General features: G+C 74.4%; 15 protein-coding genes. 6 read left to right on the plus strand and 9 right to left on the minus strand.

Annotation, left to right across the window (positions count from 1 at the left end):
* The first annotated feature begins 76 nt into the window (after window positions 1–76).
* A complete protein-coding gene (locus C4U44_RS23125; RefSeq protein WP_235032286.1) occupies window positions 77–805 on the plus strand; it encodes a PhzF family phenazine biosynthesis protein in 729 nt (242 codons plus the stop codon).
* On the opposite strand, the gene C4U44_RS23130 is transcribed toward C4U44_RS23125, so the two are convergent.
* The gene (locus C4U44_RS23130) at window positions 784–1,632 is read right to left on the minus strand and encodes a hypothetical protein (RefSeq protein ID WP_235032287.1); all 849 of its coding nucleotides are present in this window, start codon (window positions 1,630–1,632) and stop codon (window positions 784–786) included. The two genes, C4U44_RS23125 and C4U44_RS23130, sit on opposite strands and share 22 nt — an antisense overlap.
* Window positions 1,633–2,062: 430 nt before the next feature.
* Here C4U44_RS23130 and C4U44_RS23135 point away from each other — a divergent pair, with 430 nt between their 5' ends.
* Entirely contained in the window at window positions 2,063–2,608 is a 546-nt protein-coding gene (locus C4U44_RS23135; protein ID WP_103887888.1) for a DinB family protein, read from the plus strand.
* A 118-nt stretch (window positions 2,609–2,726) separates the two neighbouring features.
* On the opposite strand, the gene C4U44_RS23140 is transcribed toward C4U44_RS23135, so the two are convergent.
* A complete protein-coding gene (locus C4U44_RS23140) occupies window positions 2,727–3,644 on the minus strand; it encodes a DUF6891 domain-containing protein (protein ID WP_103887889.1) in 918 nt (305 codons plus the stop codon).
* A 167-nt stretch (window positions 3,645–3,811) separates the two neighbouring features.
* Between C4U44_RS23140 and C4U44_RS23145 the strand changes: the two genes are divergently transcribed.
* Window positions 3,812–5,053 (plus strand): hypothetical protein, encoded by a 1,242-nt coding sequence (locus C4U44_RS23145; RefSeq protein ID WP_200823362.1) that lies wholly within the window; start codon window positions 3,812–3,814, stop codon window positions 5,051–5,053.
* A 37-nt stretch (window positions 5,054–5,090) separates the two neighbouring features.
* On the opposite strand, the gene C4U44_RS23150 is transcribed toward C4U44_RS23145, so the two are convergent.
* Window positions 5,091–5,723: a MarC family protein gene (locus C4U44_RS23150; protein WP_103887891.1), complete on the minus strand. Its 633-nt coding sequence runs from the start codon at window positions 5,721–5,723 to the stop codon at window positions 5,091–5,093.
* 432 nt (window positions 5,724–6,155) lie between these two features.
* On the opposite strand from C4U44_RS23150, the gene C4U44_RS23155 reads away from it, so the two are divergent.
* On the plus strand, window positions 6,156–7,499 hold the full coding sequence (locus tag C4U44_RS23155) for an MFS transporter (RefSeq protein WP_407642877.1): 1,344 nt from the start codon (window positions 6,156–6,158) through the stop codon (window positions 7,497–7,499).
* Window positions 7,500–7,686: 187 nt separating this feature from the next.
* A complete protein-coding gene (locus C4U44_RS23160; protein ID WP_103887892.1) occupies window positions 7,687–8,721 on the plus strand; it encodes an SCO2400 family protein in 1,035 nt (344 codons plus the stop codon).
* An 80-nt stretch (window positions 8,722–8,801) separates the two neighbouring features.
* On the opposite strand, the gene C4U44_RS23165 is transcribed toward C4U44_RS23160, so the two are convergent.
* From C4U44_RS23165 to C4U44_RS23180, 4 genes are all read right to left on the minus strand, one after another.
* Entirely contained in the window at window positions 8,802–10,682 is a 1,881-nt protein-coding gene (locus C4U44_RS23165) for an acyltransferase family protein (RefSeq protein ID WP_146088321.1), read from the minus strand.
* Window positions 10,683–11,055: 373 nt separating this feature from the next.
* Window positions 11,056–11,841, minus strand: a complete 786-nt coding sequence (locus C4U44_RS23170; RefSeq protein ID WP_103887894.1) for an SDR family NAD(P)-dependent oxidoreductase — start codon at window positions 11,839–11,841, stop codon at window positions 11,056–11,058.
* A 112-nt stretch (window positions 11,842–11,953) separates the two neighbouring features.
* Window positions 11,954–13,192, minus strand: coding sequence for a DUF4032 domain-containing protein (locus C4U44_RS23175; protein ID WP_103887895.1), 1,239 nt, complete (start codon window positions 13,190–13,192; stop codon window positions 11,954–11,956).
* Window positions 13,193–13,222: 30 nt separating this feature from the next.
* On the minus strand, window positions 13,223–14,101 hold the full coding sequence (locus tag C4U44_RS23180; protein WP_103887896.1) for a haloalkane dehalogenase: 879 nt from the start codon (window positions 14,099–14,101) through the stop codon (window positions 13,223–13,225).
* Between the two features lie 93 nt (window positions 14,102–14,194).
* Between C4U44_RS23180 and C4U44_RS23185 the strand changes: the two genes are divergently transcribed.
* Complete coding sequence (locus C4U44_RS23185; RefSeq protein ID WP_103887897.1) at window positions 14,195–14,701, plus strand: MarR family winged helix-turn-helix transcriptional regulator; 507 nt, start codon at window positions 14,195–14,197, stop codon at window positions 14,699–14,701.
* 45 nt (window positions 14,702–14,746) lie between these two features.
* On the opposite strand, the gene C4U44_RS23190 is transcribed toward C4U44_RS23185, so the two are convergent.
* Both C4U44_RS23190 and C4U44_RS23195 read right to left on the minus strand, forming a co-directional pair.
* Window positions 14,747–15,229 (minus strand): PaaI family thioesterase, encoded by a 483-nt coding sequence (locus C4U44_RS23190; protein ID WP_103887898.1) that lies wholly within the window; start codon window positions 15,227–15,229, stop codon window positions 14,747–14,749.
* The gene (locus C4U44_RS23195) at window positions 15,226–16,137 is read right to left on the minus strand and encodes a LysR family transcriptional regulator (protein WP_103887899.1); all 912 of its coding nucleotides are present in this window, start codon (window positions 16,135–16,137) and stop codon (window positions 15,226–15,228) included. Before C4U44_RS23195 ends, C4U44_RS23190 begins: the two co-directional genes overlap by 4 nt.
* Between the last annotated feature and the right edge of the window lie 39 nt (window positions 16,138–16,176).

Genomic DNA, 16,176 nt, shown 5'->3' on the forward strand with positions numbered 1-16,176 from the left:
GTCCCGCTCCCGCGCGCCGCGTGCCAGGCGACATGCCCGGTGACCGGGTCGCGGCCCGGCCTGGTTGAATGCTGGCGTGCGCCCCGCCCGTATCAGCGTCGACCGGCTGACCGTGCTGTGCGGCCCCGACCGCCGCCACGGCAGCGCGGTCGCCGTCGTGCGCGACGGGCGGCACTTCCCCGACCACCGCTCGCGCCAGGATCTGGCCGTACGGCTGGACAGCCCGCACACCGTGTTCGTGGACGACCCGGAGCGCGGCGCGATCGACGTGCACCGGCCCGGCCGGATCGCCGGCCAGGACGCGGAGCTGGCCCCGCACGTGCTGATCGCGGCGGCCTGGCTGCTGGACCTGGAGATCCTGGAGATCCCCTCGGTGGGCGAGGTGTTCGCCCGGCACGACGGGGAGTTCGGCTGGGTCACCGTGCAGGCCGGCTGGGCCCGGCCGCGCGCGCTGCGCCAGTACGCGGACGCGGCGGAGGTCGAGGACCCGGCGGCCCTCCGCGACGAGGAGCGCTGCTACGCGTGGGCCTGGTCCGACGAGGCGGCCGGCCGGGTCGTCGGCGCCGAACGCGGGGCGGCCTCCGGTGCCACCGGTGCGGGCGCGCTCCTGCTCGCCCACCACCTGCAACGGGCCCTGAACGTCAGCGAGTCGCCGGGCGCGCAGATCCTCTGCGCGCCCGGCGCCGACGGCAGCATCGAGATCGGCGGCCGGGTGCTGCTCGACCCCGCCCGGCAGGGCGAACCCGGCGGTGACCGGGGCGGTCCCGCGCCCGGCGCGAGCGCTCAGCCGGTGGTCGGACGGTAGGAGTAGACCGTCGTGGTGACCTCGCAGACGCTCGGCGGCACGATCTCCACCCGGAGCACCTTGGCGGACGGGTCGTAGTCGACGCCCTCGCTCTCGAAGGTGCCCGAGCAGATGCTGCTCTGCGGGACCTGGAACAGCGTGCTGACCTGCCCGGTGACCGGCGTGCCGTCCAGCGCGTGCGGCAGGTCGACCTGGATGACGTCCTTCGCGGCGTCGTCGGAGGCGCAGACCAGGCGGGTGGCGGAGACGAAGTCGCAGCCCTGGATGTCCTCGACGCTGTGGTCGAGGGTGATCTGCCCGGCCTGGGCGAGGGTGCCGCCGGTGCTCGGGGTGCTGGGGTTGGTCAGCGGCGCGGGGAAGACCTGGAGCCGGTTGACGGTGTTCCACTCGCCGGCCACCAGCCACTGGGAGTCCGGGGAGACCGCGGCGAAGGAGTTGTTGAGCAGTTCGCCGGAGTCCAGCGGGTGGGTGTAGTCGTACGTCTTCCCGGCCGGCGTGGTGACCTCGAAGAGCTTGGAGGTGGCGTCGTCGCCGCCCTGGTAGTCGTCGAAGACGTAGCCGCCGGAGATGTCCGGGTCCCCGACGTGGTTCCAGCCCTGCACCCGCAGCCGCAGCGGCACCGAGCCCAGGCCCCGGGTCAGCAGCGAGCCGTCCGCCCGGGTGGCGATGCCCTCGCCGCCGGTGAGCGAGCTCACCGTCGAACTGCCCGACTGCACCCAGCCGCCGGGGGAGTCGTCGGCGTGGGCGGTCGCGGAGCCCAGCGCGGTGGCGGCGGCGGTGGCGATCAGCAGCGCGGTGCTGCGGCGGCGCAGTGCGGTGGTGTTCAACGGAACCCCCAGGGTGGTCGGATCGCGGCTCGGCGGACCGACCCCGGCCACGTGCGCGGTTCCGCGGTGGCGGGCTCGGGCTGGCACGACCCTAGCCCCACCGGTATCACGGGCACCACCACGCGCCGGACAACACGCCCTGAACGTCGCGCTGTTGGCGGGTGCATGGCGGGTGCGGGGGCGGGCCGGCGCGGCGGAGGAGGACGGCAGCCCGGTCGCGGACCGCGGCGGCCTCGCCCCCCCCGCATCCTGGAGGGCGGGTTCCACCGCACGGACCGCCCGCGCTGAACGGTTCCGTACGGGCCTCCGCGCCGTACCGGCACCGCCGCATGTCCGTCCTGCCCTCGCGGACCGAACCTGACCGCATCGCTTCCTAGAGTCGAAGTGTCGCGACGGACGGAACCGAGACGGATAGGGAAGAGGTGGCACCATGCCGAGCCTGGTGAACGCGGAGACCGACGAGCGGGACGCCCTGCTGGCCTTCCTGGACGCGCAGCGCGGCGGGCTGCGGCGGGCGGTGCGCGGGCTGACGGACCAGCAGGCGGCCGCGCACCCGAGTGCGAGCACGATGGCGCTGGGCGGGCTCGTCAAGCACGCGGCGCACTGCGAGCAGGGCTGGATCCAGGAGATCCTGATGGGCCGGCCCGGGAGCGGGGCACGGCAGTCCGACGACTGGGCCGCGGAGTTCCAGCTGCTGCCGGGGGAGACCCTCGCCGGGGTGCTCGCCGAACTCGAGGAGGTGGGCCGGGCGACCCGCGCGGCGATCGCCGAACTGCCCGATCTCGACGTGGCCGTCGCGCTCCCGGAGGCCCCCTGGTTCCCGAAGGACGGGAAGCGCAGCGCCCGTTGGATCCTGCTGCACCTGATCGAGGAGCAGGCCCGGCACGCCGGCCACGCCGACATCATCCGCGAGTCGCTCGACGGGGCGGTCGCCTTCGACCTGCTCGCCCAGGAGCAGCGGGAGCAGCAGGAATGAGCCGGCCCTGGTAGCCGGGTGCAGGGCCATGTGCGGGCCATCCGTCGTCCTCGGCTTCCGCGTACGCGTGGCCGGGGCGGCGATGGCGGTGCTCTCCCGGACGTTCCGCGGAGGATCCTTATCCGACGAGGCGGCGGCGCCAGTCCAGCGGGGTGACGGTCAGGGCCCGGTTGGGATCGTGGTTCCATTCGACGCGGAGGCCGACCGCTTCGAGGGCGGCCACGACCTCGTGGCCGATGGCTGTGGTGGTCTCGGGCGAGCCGTCGAAGCCGCCGTAGTGCAGCGTCAGTCCGTGGTCGGCCGCGGCGGAATCCGTGCTCTGCGTGTGGAAGTAGACGAAGCCGCGGTCGTCGGCGTGGGCTTCGCCGCCGATCTCCGCCTGGCCGCAGCTGCGACAGCAGGTGAAGTTCTCGCGGGCGGTGATACCGGTCTGCTGCAGGGCGGTGAACGCGCGGGTCAGCCGTTCGGGGTCGGTCTCGCCCTGCCACGTGGCCTGTTCCGCGACGCGCTCCCGCCACATCCGGTCGGCGAGTGCGGCGGCCTGTTCGCGGGAGACCGGCCGGCGGTCCTCGGTGACGAGGTAGTCCTCGGCGAGCTCGGCCAGTTCGGCGCGGGAGGCGTAGCCGCCGACCAATGTCCGGCGGACGCGCTTCTCCAGCTCTTGGCGGTCGCTTTCGTCGAGGTCGAGTGGTGGCACGTCACCGGCGGGAGCCATGGCGACCAGTGACCAGGTCAGGTTGCTGTCCCAACCGGACGTGTGGGCGGCCCAGCCGGTCATGGCCGCGATCACGGCGTTCGGGTCGTCGACTGCCGTCTGGAAGTGGCGGTCGGCGGCGCCGTCGCGATGCTCCAGCGTGTAGTCGCCGCCGGACTCGTGCCACACCTGGGCGAAGACGTCCGGCAGGTCGGGTTTCCGCTGGACGACCAGGAACCGGTCACCGTCACCGCCGATGCGCCGGACCAGTTCGGCCAAGTCCTCGGCGGACACGAGGACATGCCGCTCCGCGTTCTCCGTCTTCACCACGATCTCGAGCATCCGCAGACTCTGACACACCCCACTGACAGCGGCCCGCACGGTCGCAGGAGTTCAGCGGTCCGGCCCGGGCCCGGACGGTGGGCCGTTGGTTCTTCGGGCGGCGTCGCGGGGGCTCGCGGTGCCGTGAGCCGGGCCGGTTGTCAGTGCCGCGTGGGACATTGCGGAACGTGACGGAGATCAACACATCCCTGGCCGGTCTGGACGCGATCGACTGGGCGGAACTGGAGCACGCGTACGGGCCCGCCGACGACGTCCCCGGGCAACTGCGCGCCCTGTGTGCCGAAGACGTCGAGGCACGCCGCACGGCACTGCATGCGTTGTACGGCAACATCTTCCACCAGGGCAGCCGCTTCCCGGCCTCGGCCGCGGCGGTGCCCTTCCTGGCCCGTATGGCGGCGGACGTCTCGCTGCCCGACCGACACGAGTATCTGGAACTGCTGGCGGCGCTCGCCATCGGCTACGACGAGGCCCATCTGCCCCTCGGCCCGGACATCGCGGGTTGGCGGCGCGAGCTGGCGGAATTCCGGTGCCGGCAACCGCAGGACATCCGCGCTGAGTTCGACGCCTGGGTGGAGGCGGCGACCGACGAGGGCGAGCGCCGCGTGCGCGAGATGCGGCGTGCGACGTTCGACCACGAGGCGCAACTGGCGGCCGCGGAGGCCGAACTGGGAGCCTACGACGCGGTGCGGGGCCGGCTTCCCGCCCTGTCCGCGTTGCTGGGCGACGGCGATCCGACCGTACGTGCCGCGACCGCCTACCTGCTCGCGTGGTTCCCCGAGGAGGCCGCGGACTCGCTGCCGCGGCTGCTGGGCGCGCTCGACGGTGAGGTGGAGCCGGCGGTGGTGGCCACCGTGTTGGTGGCCGTCGGGCTCCTGGGAGATGCCCCGCTGGTGGAGCGGTTGGCGTCGTTCCTCACGGCCGGGGAACCGCTCGTACGGTGGGCCGCGGCGACCGCCTTGGCCCGGTTGGGCGCCACGGGCGCGGAGGGCGCCGTGAGCGCCGAGGTGTTCGCGGAGCTGGCGGCCGTCGAGGCGGAGCCGCCCGGGCCCCGGGTCCTGTTCCACGAGGGTGATCTGCGGGGGTACGCCGCAACTTCGCTCACCCTGCTGGCTGTCCGGTTCCGGAAGGAAGCCCTCGATGCCGTGACGGATGGCCTGTCGGCGACCTCCGGGCCGGGCAGCTTCCCGATTGCCGGGGCGGCGCTACGTCTGGCCTTCGGAGAGCCGATCGCGGACGGCCTCCCCGAGTTCGGCGAGCTGGCGGAGCAGCAGCAGCGGCTGATCCGCACGCTCGGCTCGCTGGGCACGGAGACCTGGAGGTGGGTGAACTTCTGCGCGATCGTCCGCGGGTGGGGGCTGCCCCACCAGCGCGAGGCGATGCGCGCCTACGCCGGGATGCCGGAGGAGTGATCCCGCCGGCAGCGGCTCGGCCCCTGCTCGCGCCCGTTCAGTGGCCGCCGCGGCCCAGTACCGGCACGCCCAGTGCCGCGAGGCCGTCGAGGACCAGGTCGACGCCGACCGCGGCCAGCAGCAGGCCGAGCAGCCGGCCGAGGAGTTCGATGGTCGTGTGGTGGGTCCTGCGCAGGAGCGGCGCGAGGACGAGCACGCAGGCGAGGTCGAACAGGATCACGGTGTCGTACGCGCCGACGACGGTGCCGCGCCAGCTCCACGAGTCGCGCTCGGAGGCCTCGATGAGGATCGCGGTCAGCGCCAGCGGGCTGACCACGAACGGCATCAGCAGCTCCCTGATGCCGTTCATCACGTCGAGGTCGTCATCCGGCGTCCCGTCGGAGCCGAGCGGGATGCCGAGCACGAGGCCGACGGCGTAGATGAAGAAGATGGCCCCGCCCGCGAGTTGGAGCGCGGGCGGGGAGATGTGGAAGAGCTTCAGCAGCCACGGCGCGGTGAAACCGGCGAGCATGCCGACCGCGATCGCCAGCGCCGAGGACACCAGTGCGATCAGCCGCAGCCGGCCGCGGTCGTGCAACCGTGCCAGGTGCGCGAAGGAGAGCAGCACCTTGGGCGGGCCCACGACGGAGAAGAACGTGATGAAGGCGGCGGCGAAGTTCTGGGTGACCATGGGGCGCATCCTCGGCCCGCCGTGCCCGGCCGTGGTGGAGCGACCCGCCTCCGGCAGGGCCCGCCACGCTCGGTGAGCCCCAGGCCGTAAATCGCTACGGCGTCGACGGCCGCCCCGGGTACGCTGAGGCGCCGTCGCCCGCGCAGGGGCCCGCCCCTCGCGCGCGACATGCGGAAGCAGGTTCAGGAGAAGGAGAGTTGAGGTGCCCGGTCACCACCGCGCGCGTTGACGCCGTAGGTCGAGTCCGACCCGTCATCGCGTGCTGCCCCTGAGGTCGAAGAGCGGCACAGCGAGCCTTTCCCTACCCGGTTCCCGGCGCGTGGTCTCCCCGCGCCCGGTTCCCGGCGCCGCCTTCCGCTTTTCCCAGGGGCACCTGTGCCGTCCGACCCTTCCCCCTCCTCCTCCCGTCCACCGGTGACCCGACCGGCGACCATTCCGGCAACTCCCGTCCCCTCCAGCAAGGTTGGGCTGGAACGTTCGCGCCGGTCCGCCGAGCCCGGACTGTGGCAGGACCGCGACTTCCGCTGGTTCTGGGCGGGGGAGACCGCCTCCCAACTCGGCGAGCAGGCCACCCGGACCGTCCTGCCGCTGCTCGCCGTCGTGGCCCTGCACTGCGGGCCGGGCCGGCTCGGCGTGCTGCGCGCGGTCGAGCAGGCACCGATCCTGCTCTTCTCGCTCCTGGTCGGCGCGTGGGTGGACCGCCGCCGGTCCCGCCGCTTCCTGGTCGTCGCCGACCTCGGCCGGGCCGCGGTCCTGGCCGGGGTCCCGATCGCGTTCCTCCTCGGCGTCCTCGGCATGCCCCTGCTGCTGGGCGTCGCGTTCCTCTCCGGGTTCCTGTCGGTGTGCTTCGACGTGGCCTACCACGCCACCCTGGTACGGCTCGTGGCGCACGACCGGCTGGCTCAGGGCAACAGCGCGCTCGAAGGCACCCGGTCCGCCGCGCAGATCGGCGGGCCCGCGCTCGGCGGCGGGCTGGTCTCGCTGCTGACCGCGCCACTCGCCGTCGCGGGCTGCGTGCTCTTCCACGTCCTGTCCGCGCTGTCGATCGGCCGCATCCGGCGCGCCGAGCCGGAACCGGGAGGCGCGGCAGGGCAGTCGGGGCGCGGCATGCGCATGGCGGAGCAGATCCGGGAGGGACTGCGGCTGGTCGCCGGGGACCCGGCGCTGCGGGCGGTCGGTACGGCCTCGGCCTTCTTCCAGTTCTCCTTCGCCGCGCTGATGACGGTCTACCTGCTGTTCCTGCCGCGCGCGCTGCACCTGCCGGGCGGCGCGGTCGGCCTGGTGCTGGCCGCGACCGGCCCGGGCGCCCTGGTCGGGTCGGCGCTGTCCGCGCGGCTCCCGGCCCGGTTCGGATACGGCGTGGTGCTGGTCGGCGCGGCCGCGCTCGCCGACGGCGTGATGCTGTGCGTGCCCGCGCTGCACGGCTCGGGCGCCGCGACGATCTGCGTGCTGATGGCGGTCAACTTCCTCTACGGCACCTTCAGCCAGCTCGTCGACGTGTCCGCCAACGCCATCCGGCAGGCCGTCACCCCGGTACACCTCCAGGGCCGCGTCGTGGCGACGCTCAACATGGTGGGGATGGGCCTGGGCCCGCTCGGCTCGCTGCTCGGCGGCGGGCTGGCCGCGTGGTGCGGGCTGCGTCCGGCGCTGCTGGCGGCCGCCGCCGCGCTGACCCTCTCCCCGATCTACCTGGCCTGCTCCCCGCTCGCCCGCCTCGGCCGCTCGCTGCCGGAGCGGCGGGAAGCGGACCCCGACCGCGGGGACCGTCGGCCGTGAGCGGCCGAACACGGCCCGTACGGGAAGCGGTTCCGCCGGGGTCGGGCAGCCGCCCCCGCACACGCCACGGCCGAAACGTGAACTAGCCTTGCGCCCCATGGGAAACGGGAGTCCGGGGAGAGGCACGGGGTCGATGAGCACATCGCCGACGCGGCCGGGTCGCGCGACGGACCCGAAAAACCCGCGGATGGACTACTGCTCCACCTGCCGCCGTACCCTCAACGGGGCGTTCATGTGCCCGGGTTGCGGCGCCTACGCACCCGACATCGACCCGCACGGCCCGGCCGGGCGAGCGGCGGCCCAGCCGCCTCGGGTGGACGATGACGTGGACGCCGCCGCGGAACCGCAGGACGCGGCGGAACCGGAGGACGCGGCCGAACCCGCGCGGCGCGCCGCCGCGCCGCCCCTGCGGATCACGATCGGCTCGGAGAGTTCGGCGGAGCCGGAGGCCGTGGACACGGCGGCGGCCGAGGCGGCCGGACCGGACGGCGAGACGGCCGCGGCGTCCGAGGAGCCGCAGCCGTCCGCGAAAGCAGCCGAGCCCGCCGAGCCCGCCGAGCCCGCCGAGCCCGGCGAAGTCACGGGCGCCGCCGAGGACGTTGACGTCGGCGAGCCGGGCGCGATCGGCGGCGCCACCCCGCCCGAAAAGCCCGCGCCGGCCGGAAAGCTCGCCCTCCCCCCGGCGGAGGAGGAGCCCGTGCCGGGGCAAGCGGCCGTCCCCGAAGCCGCCGTTGGGGAAACCGTCGCGACCGTGGACACCGCCACCGACGCGGAGTTCGCCGCCGAGCGCCGCCGCAGGAACCGCCGGCGGGCCGGCGTCGCCGCGGCGTTCGCCCTGGTCGGCGGTGCGATAGCCGCCGCGGTGATATCCGCGGGCCCGTCCTCGACCCCGCCCGCCGCGTCCGTCCCGGACGGCTCCTCGTCGCTGGGCACGTCGGCGCCGGGGACCGGCGCCGCCACTTCGCCCTCCCTCCCGGGTTCGTCCGCGCGTCCCCCGGCCTCCGCCGCGTCCCCGACGGCGACCGGCGGTTCCGACGTGCCCGCCTCCTCCGTCGCCCCCTCGCCCCAGGTGCCTGGCACCACGGCAGCCGGCAGCGTCACCACGCCCAGCACCGTCACCTCCGCCCCGCGGTCCGCCACACCCACCGGCACCGCCCCCTCGAAGCCCGGCACTTCCCCGTCGAGCCACACGCCCTGCCTGCTCGGCATCTGCCTGCGCTGAGTCCGTCCCTGCCATGAGGCGCGGCGGCGCGCTCGGCCCGGCGCCAGGCATCCGGCCCACCCCCGCTGAGTGGTCCTCCGTCAGGTGCCGCCAGTGGCCAGGGTGTCGGCGAGGCTGGTGGCGAACAGGGAGGTGCCGGCGCCCCCGCGCGGGTGGATGTGGTCGATCCACAGTAGGTCCAGGTGGGAGGCGACGGTGGTGTACCAGTCGTCGAGCAGTACCTCGGGGTGCCGGCTGTGGTAGTCGCGCACCGCGGTGTTGACGCTGTCCTGCCACGGGAACGGGCCGCGCACGGTGGTGAGTACGATCCGGCGGTCGCCGACCACGGCGCGGACCCGGTCCACGTCCCAGGCGTCGAACGTCGCATTCGTGCCGAGCGCCAGCACCACGGTGCCGCGCAGCCGGTGCTCGGCCAGGAGTTGGGCGCAGATGCCCGGCGCCTGCTCCATCATCCGGCCGACCTCGGCGTGGAGGTCGATGCCGGGCAGCACCCGGTGCAGGTCCTGCGCGGAGCCCAGCGTGATCGAGTCGCCGATCATCGTGATGTCGCTGCCGTCGACACCGCCAGCGGCGGGCGTTCGCGGCGCGGCCGGGGACGCGCCGGGATCGGCCGGCGTCGCGGACGCGCCGTGCGGCGCCCCATGGGCGTCGCCGCCCTTCCCGGCGAGCGTCGCCTCGTACGCCGCGCCGGCCCGCAACTGGCGTTGCAGCGCGCTCGGTGCCGACGCGGGGCTGACCAGTACCGCAAATGCCGCGAGCACGGCGGCGCCGGCCAGGACCGGCAGGAGGCTCCGTTGCCGTTGCCGTTGCCGTTGCCGTTGCCGCCGCCGGTCCGGGACGGCGGCAACGGCCGCCGGCGCATCCGTTGCCTCGGGCATCTCCGGAGCGGCCCGGCGCCGCCGCAGGGCCGCCGCGACCGGGCGCTGCACCAGCCGCTGTCCGGCCACGGCCAGCGGCAGCGGCGCCAGGAGTTCCACCGCCCGCACCGTCGCGGTGGTCTCCGGCCACAGCGTGTTGACGGTGACGACGACCGGCCAGTGCCACAGGTACAGGCCGTAGGAGTGCCGGCCGAGCAGCCGGAACGGGGCGGTGTCCAGCAACCGCGGTGCCGCGCCGGCCGCGCAGCCCGCGCACACCACCGCGGTGGCGGCGGCGACCACCGCGAAGCCCCACCCGTACATCACACCGTTGCCCGGGCCGAGCACCGCGAAGGCGGTCAGGACCGCGAGCGCGGTGCGTACGGCGGCCCGCCCGCGCCGGGGCAGCCGGGCCGCCGCCCGGGTCAGCGCGGGCAGGGCCAGCGCCGCCGCGCAGCCCGCCAGCAGCGCGCCGCAGTGCGAATCGGTGCCGAAGTACGCCCGCGAGCCGCCCGCGGCACCGGGGCCGAGCGCGTGCATCCGCCACAGCGACGCGGCGGCGCCCCCGGCGGCGAGCACCGCGAGCACCGCCGTGACGGCCGCTCGCGCCCGGCGGCCGCGCGCGAGCGGGAGGAGGGCGGCCAGCAGCAGCGGCCAGGCCAGGTAGAACTGCTCCTCGACGCTCAGCGACCACAGGTGCTGGAGCAGCGGCGGGCTGCCGAAGTGGTGGAAGTAGTCCGCGCCTTGGTGGATCTGCCACCAGTTGTTGGCGAAGGCCAGCGACGCCAGTGTGTCGTCCCGCAGGCCGTCGCCGATGCCGGTGCCGCGGCCCGCGGCGAGCCGGCCGACCAGCGCGCAGGCGGTCAGGACCAGCAGCAGCTCGGGCAGCAGCCGCAGCGCGCGGCGCCGCCAGAACCCGCCGAGCCCGATCCGGCCGTTCCGACGGTGCTCGGCCACGAGCAGATGGGTGATCAGGAAGCCGCTGATACCGAAGAAGACGTCGACCCCGAGGTAGCCGCCGGGCAGCCAGGACGGGTCCACGTGGTAGGCGATGACGGCCGCGACCGCGAGCGCGCGCAGCCCGTCGAGGCCGGCCAGTCGCAAGGGGCGATCGGAGCCGCGGGCCGGGCCCCGGCCGGGGTGCCGTGGTCGCCGGCCGGGCCGGGCCGAGGAACTCGCGTCGGAGCGGGAGCCGGAGCGGGGGCGGTGGGTGGCGGGGCCACGGGAGCCGGAGCGCGGGCCCGGCCGGTCAACCGGGCGGTCGGGCGGCCGTTCGCTCGGACGGTCAACCGGGCGATCGGGCGGAAGGTTCGGTGGAAGGTTTCCGGGCGTGGCGTCGGCGGCGGTGGGACGGGACTCGGGCAGCGGGGCAGGCGAAGGCACGCTCCACCGTAGGAATGCCGCTCCCGGCCCCGCCCGAGCTGATGGACCAACTGAACCAACGGCTCATCAGATCATCACCCGAACGACCGACGTGTCAGTAGAAGATCGAGCCGCGCACCCCGCCGCTGGCCACCACCGGGTCGCCGTTGAGTGCGACGCTCTTCGGGCTGGCCAGGAACGCGATGACGGACGCGACCTCCTCGGCCGTGACGAGCCGCCCGATCGAGATCCCCTCCGCGGCCGCGCGCTCCACGTCCTCGACGCCGACGCCCCGGTGGGTCGCCATCGCGGCCAGGGTCCGCGGGGTGCCCTCGGTACGGGTCAGCGCCGGGTGCACCACCACCACGTTCACGCCCTGCGGGCCGAGTTCGTCCGCGAGGTTCTTGCTCAGCGCGGCCACCGCCACGTTGCGCACCGAGCCGACCACCGAACCGGTCTGGCGTGCGGCGAGCCCGCTGACGTTGATGATCCGGCCCCAGCCGCGCTCGGCCATGCCCGGCGCGAAGGCCCGGGCGGTGCGCAGGTAGCCGCGCACCTTGACGTTGAACTCGTCCTCCAGCGCGTCCTCGGGGAAGCTGCCCGTGCTCGGCGTGGCCGCGGCGTTGACCAGGATGTCGACTCCGCCCAGCGCGCGGACCGCCTCCTCGGCGAGCGCGGCCACGGAGGCGTCGTCGCCGGTGTCGGCGGGCAGGCCGACCACCGTCCGGCCCGGGCCGGCGTGCGCGGTCACCGCCGCGACCGCCTCGGCGAGCGCGTCCGCGCCGCGCGCGACCAGCGCCACGTCGGCGCCCTCGGCGGCCAGGATCCTGGCGGTGGCCAGCCCGATGCCGCGGCTGGCGCCGGTGACAAGGGCGCGGCGTCCGGTCAGTTCGAGATCCACGGTGCGTTTCCTCCGGTACGTCGGGTGTCGCTGTGCTCCCGGGTCAATCACCGCCGCCGGCCGGTTGTTCCCCTGCGCGCCACCGGCGCGGGGAGGGGACGTACGGCCGGGCTCACTCCTCCTCGGACACCAGGGCCGACGGGTCCGGGACGAGCGGCAGCACGTCCCGCAGGTAGCTCTCGACGGTGGCCTCCAGGCCGACGTCGCGCTGGGCGTGCTCCGACAGGTACCAGCGGTGTTCCAGGAGTTCGTGGTAGAGCTGCGCGGGGTCCATCCTCCCGCGCAGCTCGCGCGGCACCATGCGGACGGCCGGGCGGAAGACCTGGCGGACCCAGCGGTGCGCCAGCACCTCGGGCCGGGCGCCGAGCGGGTCGCCCGGGTCGTAGTCGTCCTGGGTGGTCATCCATTGTTCGAGGTCGTTGAGCAGGCTGCGCGCCTGGTTCTCCTCGGTGTCCAGTCCGGTCAGCCGCAGCAACTGGCGCTGGTGGTGGCCCGCGTCGACCACCTTCGGCAGGAAGGTGACGGTGTCGCCGCCGGGCGAGCGCTTGATCTGCATCTCGGCGACGTCGAAGCCGAGGTCGTTGAGCCGGCGTATGCGGCGGTCGATGTAGTGCCGTTTGGCCGCCGGGTAGACCGACTCCCGGGTCAGCTCGTGCCACAGGTCGGTGTAGCGGGAGCAGATCGCCTCGGCGAAGGTCACCGGGTCCACGGAGGGGTGCAGCGAGCCGCCGGCCTCCAGGTCCATCAGCTCGCCGGCGATGTTCACCCGGGCCAGGTCGATGTCGTAGTCGCGCTGGCCGGCGCTGAGCCGCGGCTGGATCTGGCCGGTCTCGGCGTCGACCAGGTAGGCGGCGTAGGCGCCGGCGTCGCGGCGGAAGAGGGTGTTGGACAGCGAGCAGTCGCCCCACGCGAACCCGACCAGGTGCAGCCGCACCAGCAGCACGGCCAGCGCGTCGAGCAGCCGGCTGACCGTGCCGGGCCGCATCGTGGTCTCGAACATCGACCGGTAGGGCAGCGACCCGTCCAGGTGGCGGGTGATCAGCGCGGGCTCCAGCGGGGTGCCGTCGGCCGCCTCCCGGCCGGTGACCACCGCGATCGGGTCGACCGCGGGGATCGCCAACCGGTCGAGGTCGCGCAGGAGTTCGTACTCGCGGTCGGCGGCCCACTCGCTGACCTCCTTGACCGCCACGACCTCCCCGCCGGCCCGGGCGAAGCGCACCACGTGCCGTGAGATGCCGCGCGGCAGGGCGACCAGCGACTCCTCCGGCCACTGTTCGAGGGGCAGGTTCCACGGCAGGTCGAGAAGGTCGGCGGGGTGACCCGCGTCGGTGGCCCTGATCTGCAACGGCATGGTGCTCCGGTCCTCTCGTAGGACCGCAGGCTACAGCCCGTGCCGCGCCGCCCAGGAGGTGACCGCCGCGGCGATCGCGTCCGGCTGGTCCTCGGGGGCGAGGTGGGCGGCCGGTCCGCAGTACTCGGTCTCCAGCGCGGAGACGTGCTCGGCGCACCAGGCGGCCATCGCCTCGTCGACGAGCAGGGTGGGGGAGGAGTCGAAGGTCAGCAGCAGTTTCGGGGTGCCTGGGCTGGTGGCGAGCCAGTCGTCGTACGCGCGGACGCGGGTGACCACGTCGGCGGGTTCGCCGTCCAGCGGCATCGAGCGGGCCCAGCGCAACAGCGGGCGGCGCGAGTCGCGGGTGGGGTACGGGGCCCGGTAGACGTCGTGGTCGGCCGCGGACAGGCCGCTGCGGACGGTCTGGTCGAAGCTGTTCTCGATGAACACGTTGCGGTCGAGGACCAGTTCCTCGCCGGTGCCGGGGGTGCGGAACGCCTCGAAGCGCGAGCGCGCGGCGGCCGGGTACTCCGCCCACGTCATGGGCCGGATGATCGTCTCCATGAAGGCCAGCCCGGCGACCGTGCCGGGGTGCCGGGCGGCCCGGTCGAAGGCGAGCGCGCCGCCCCAGTCCTGCCCGACCAGCACCGCGCGCTCCAGGCCCAGCGCGTCGAACCAGGCGTCGAGGTAACGCGCGTGGTCGTCGAAGGCGTACGGGAGGTCGGGCTTCCCGGACCGGCCCATGCCGATCAGGTCGGGTGCGAGGCAACGGCGTCCGGCCGCGGCGGCCTTCGCCATGACGTGCCGCCACAGGTGCGAGGAGGTGGGGTTGCCGTGCAGGAAGACCAGCGGCGCGGCGCCGCCGTCGGCCTGGTGCGGTCCGGCTTCCTCGTAGTGCAGGAACGAGTCGAGCACGTCGACGGTGGGCATGGCACGGCCTTCCGTTGGAATGACAAACGTTTATGACGCTAACGAAGAAGCTACATCGTTAGTGCGACAAACACAACGGGGTACGATGCGGCCATGGACTCCGCGCACGACATGCACTTCCCGGCCGACCAGGCGGACACCCCGCAGCGGCTCAGAACCCTGCCCAGCCGGCTGCTCAACCTCACCGCGGCGCAGGGCGAGCGCATGGTCGGCGGGCGGCTGGCCGCCGTGCACGCCCGCAAGTGGCACTACGCGGTCCTCGCCGCCCTGGAGGAGTCCGGCCCGGCCAGCCAGGCCACCCTGAGCCGCCGCACCGGCATCTACCGCAGCGACCTGGTCGCCGTCATCAACGAACTGGCCGGCCGCGACCTGGTCCAGCGCGCACCCGACCCCGACGACCGGCGGCGCAACGTCATCACCCTCACCGGCGCCGGCCGCGCCCACCTGCGCCACCTGGACGCGATCCTCGACGCCGCGCAGGACGACCTGCTCGCCCCCCTCACCGCGAAGGAGCGCGACGACCTGACCTCGATGCTCACCCGGCTGCTCGCCCACCACGCCGAGCGGCGCGCGGACGAGCACGCGCAGCCCGGGCGCTGAGCACTCCGCGGCGCGCGCCGGGTGGTCGTGACCGGCCGACTGCCGTCAGGCGGACGGCGGTTCGCCCGCCGCGGACACCCGAAGCACGGTGCCCTGCGCGACCGCGCACAGCGTCCGCGTGCCGTCGGCCGCGACCGCGTACAGGTCGCAGCGGCACACCGCCTGGCGCCGCCCGCCGTGCACGGTCTGTGCGCGCGCGACCAGCCGCGTCCCGGTGCCCGGTCGCAGGTACTGGATGGTGAACCCGCCGGTCAGTACCGCCGGGCCCAGGACGGAACCGCCCGCGAAGGTGATCGCGTTGTCGGCGGCGTAGGCCAGCACCCCGCCGTGCAGGAAGCCGTTCTGCTGCCGCAACTCCTCGCGCACGGCGATCTCCAGGACCGCCTCACCGGAGCCGAACGCGGTCAGCTCGGCGCCCACCAGCCGGCTGAACGGCTGGCCCTTGAGCGTCCTGCGGGCCGTTTCGAGATCCAGCCCGGGCGACGGCTCGGGCGCCGGGACGGGGCCCGGCTCGGGTTCGGGGCTCACCGGTGGGCCGCCTCCTTCGCGTCCTCGGGGCCGTTCAGATCCAGGTAGGAGAGCAACTCGCGTGCGGCCGGGCTCGGGCGGTCGCCGTCCGGCAGCGCCACCGACACCTCCCAGTCCGGCCCGGCCGGTCCCGCCAGCGGCACCACCGACAGCTTCGCCGCCTGCTCCTTGCGGGAGATCGGCCGGGGCACCACCGCTATGCCCAGGCCGTGCCCGACCAGGTCGATCAGCGTGTGGACGTCGTACACCTCCAGCGCCACCCGCCGCACCGCGCCGCAGGCCGCGAACGCCTGGTCGGTCAACTGCCGCGCGCCCCAGTCCCGGTGCCAGTCCACGAACGTCTCGCCCGCCAGCCGCGCCCAGTCCACCTGCGCGCAGCCCGCCAGCGGGTGCGCCGGGTCGCACAGCAGCACCATCGGCTCGCTGGTCAGCGGCAGCAGCCGGGCGCCCTCCGGCGGCGGCCCGGGCAGCGAGACGAACGCCAGGTCCAGCCGCCCGTCCGCCACGTCCTGCGCCAGCACGGCCGAACCCGCCTGCCGCATCCGCACCTCGACGCTGCCGTGCCGGGCCCGGAAGCGGGCGAGCAGCGCTCCGACGTCGACCGTCACGCACTGCTCGGTGCCCACCGCGAGGCTGCCGCGCAGTAGGCCCTGCACCGCCGCCACCGCCTCCTTCGCCGCGCGGGCGCCGGCCAGCGTGCGGGTCGCCTCGCCGAGCAGCGCCCGGCCCGCTCCGGTGAGTTCGACGCTGCGGGTGGTGCGCACGAACAGCGCCGAGCCCAACTCCCGCTCCAGCGCGCGCACCGACGCCGACAGCCCGGACTGCGAGACCAGGAGCCGCTGGGCGGCCTTGGTGAAGTGCCGTTCCTCGGCGACGGCGACGAAGTACTCCAGCTGGCGCAGTTCCATGATTCAGAAGACTAGTCGATGAATCCGTTCTCTTTCTTC

The sequence above is a fragment of the Actinacidiphila yanglinensis genome, from assembly GCF_900107965.1.
Classification (GTDB): domain Bacteria; phylum Actinomycetota; class Actinomycetes; order Streptomycetales; family Streptomycetaceae; genus Actinacidiphila; species Actinacidiphila yanglinensis.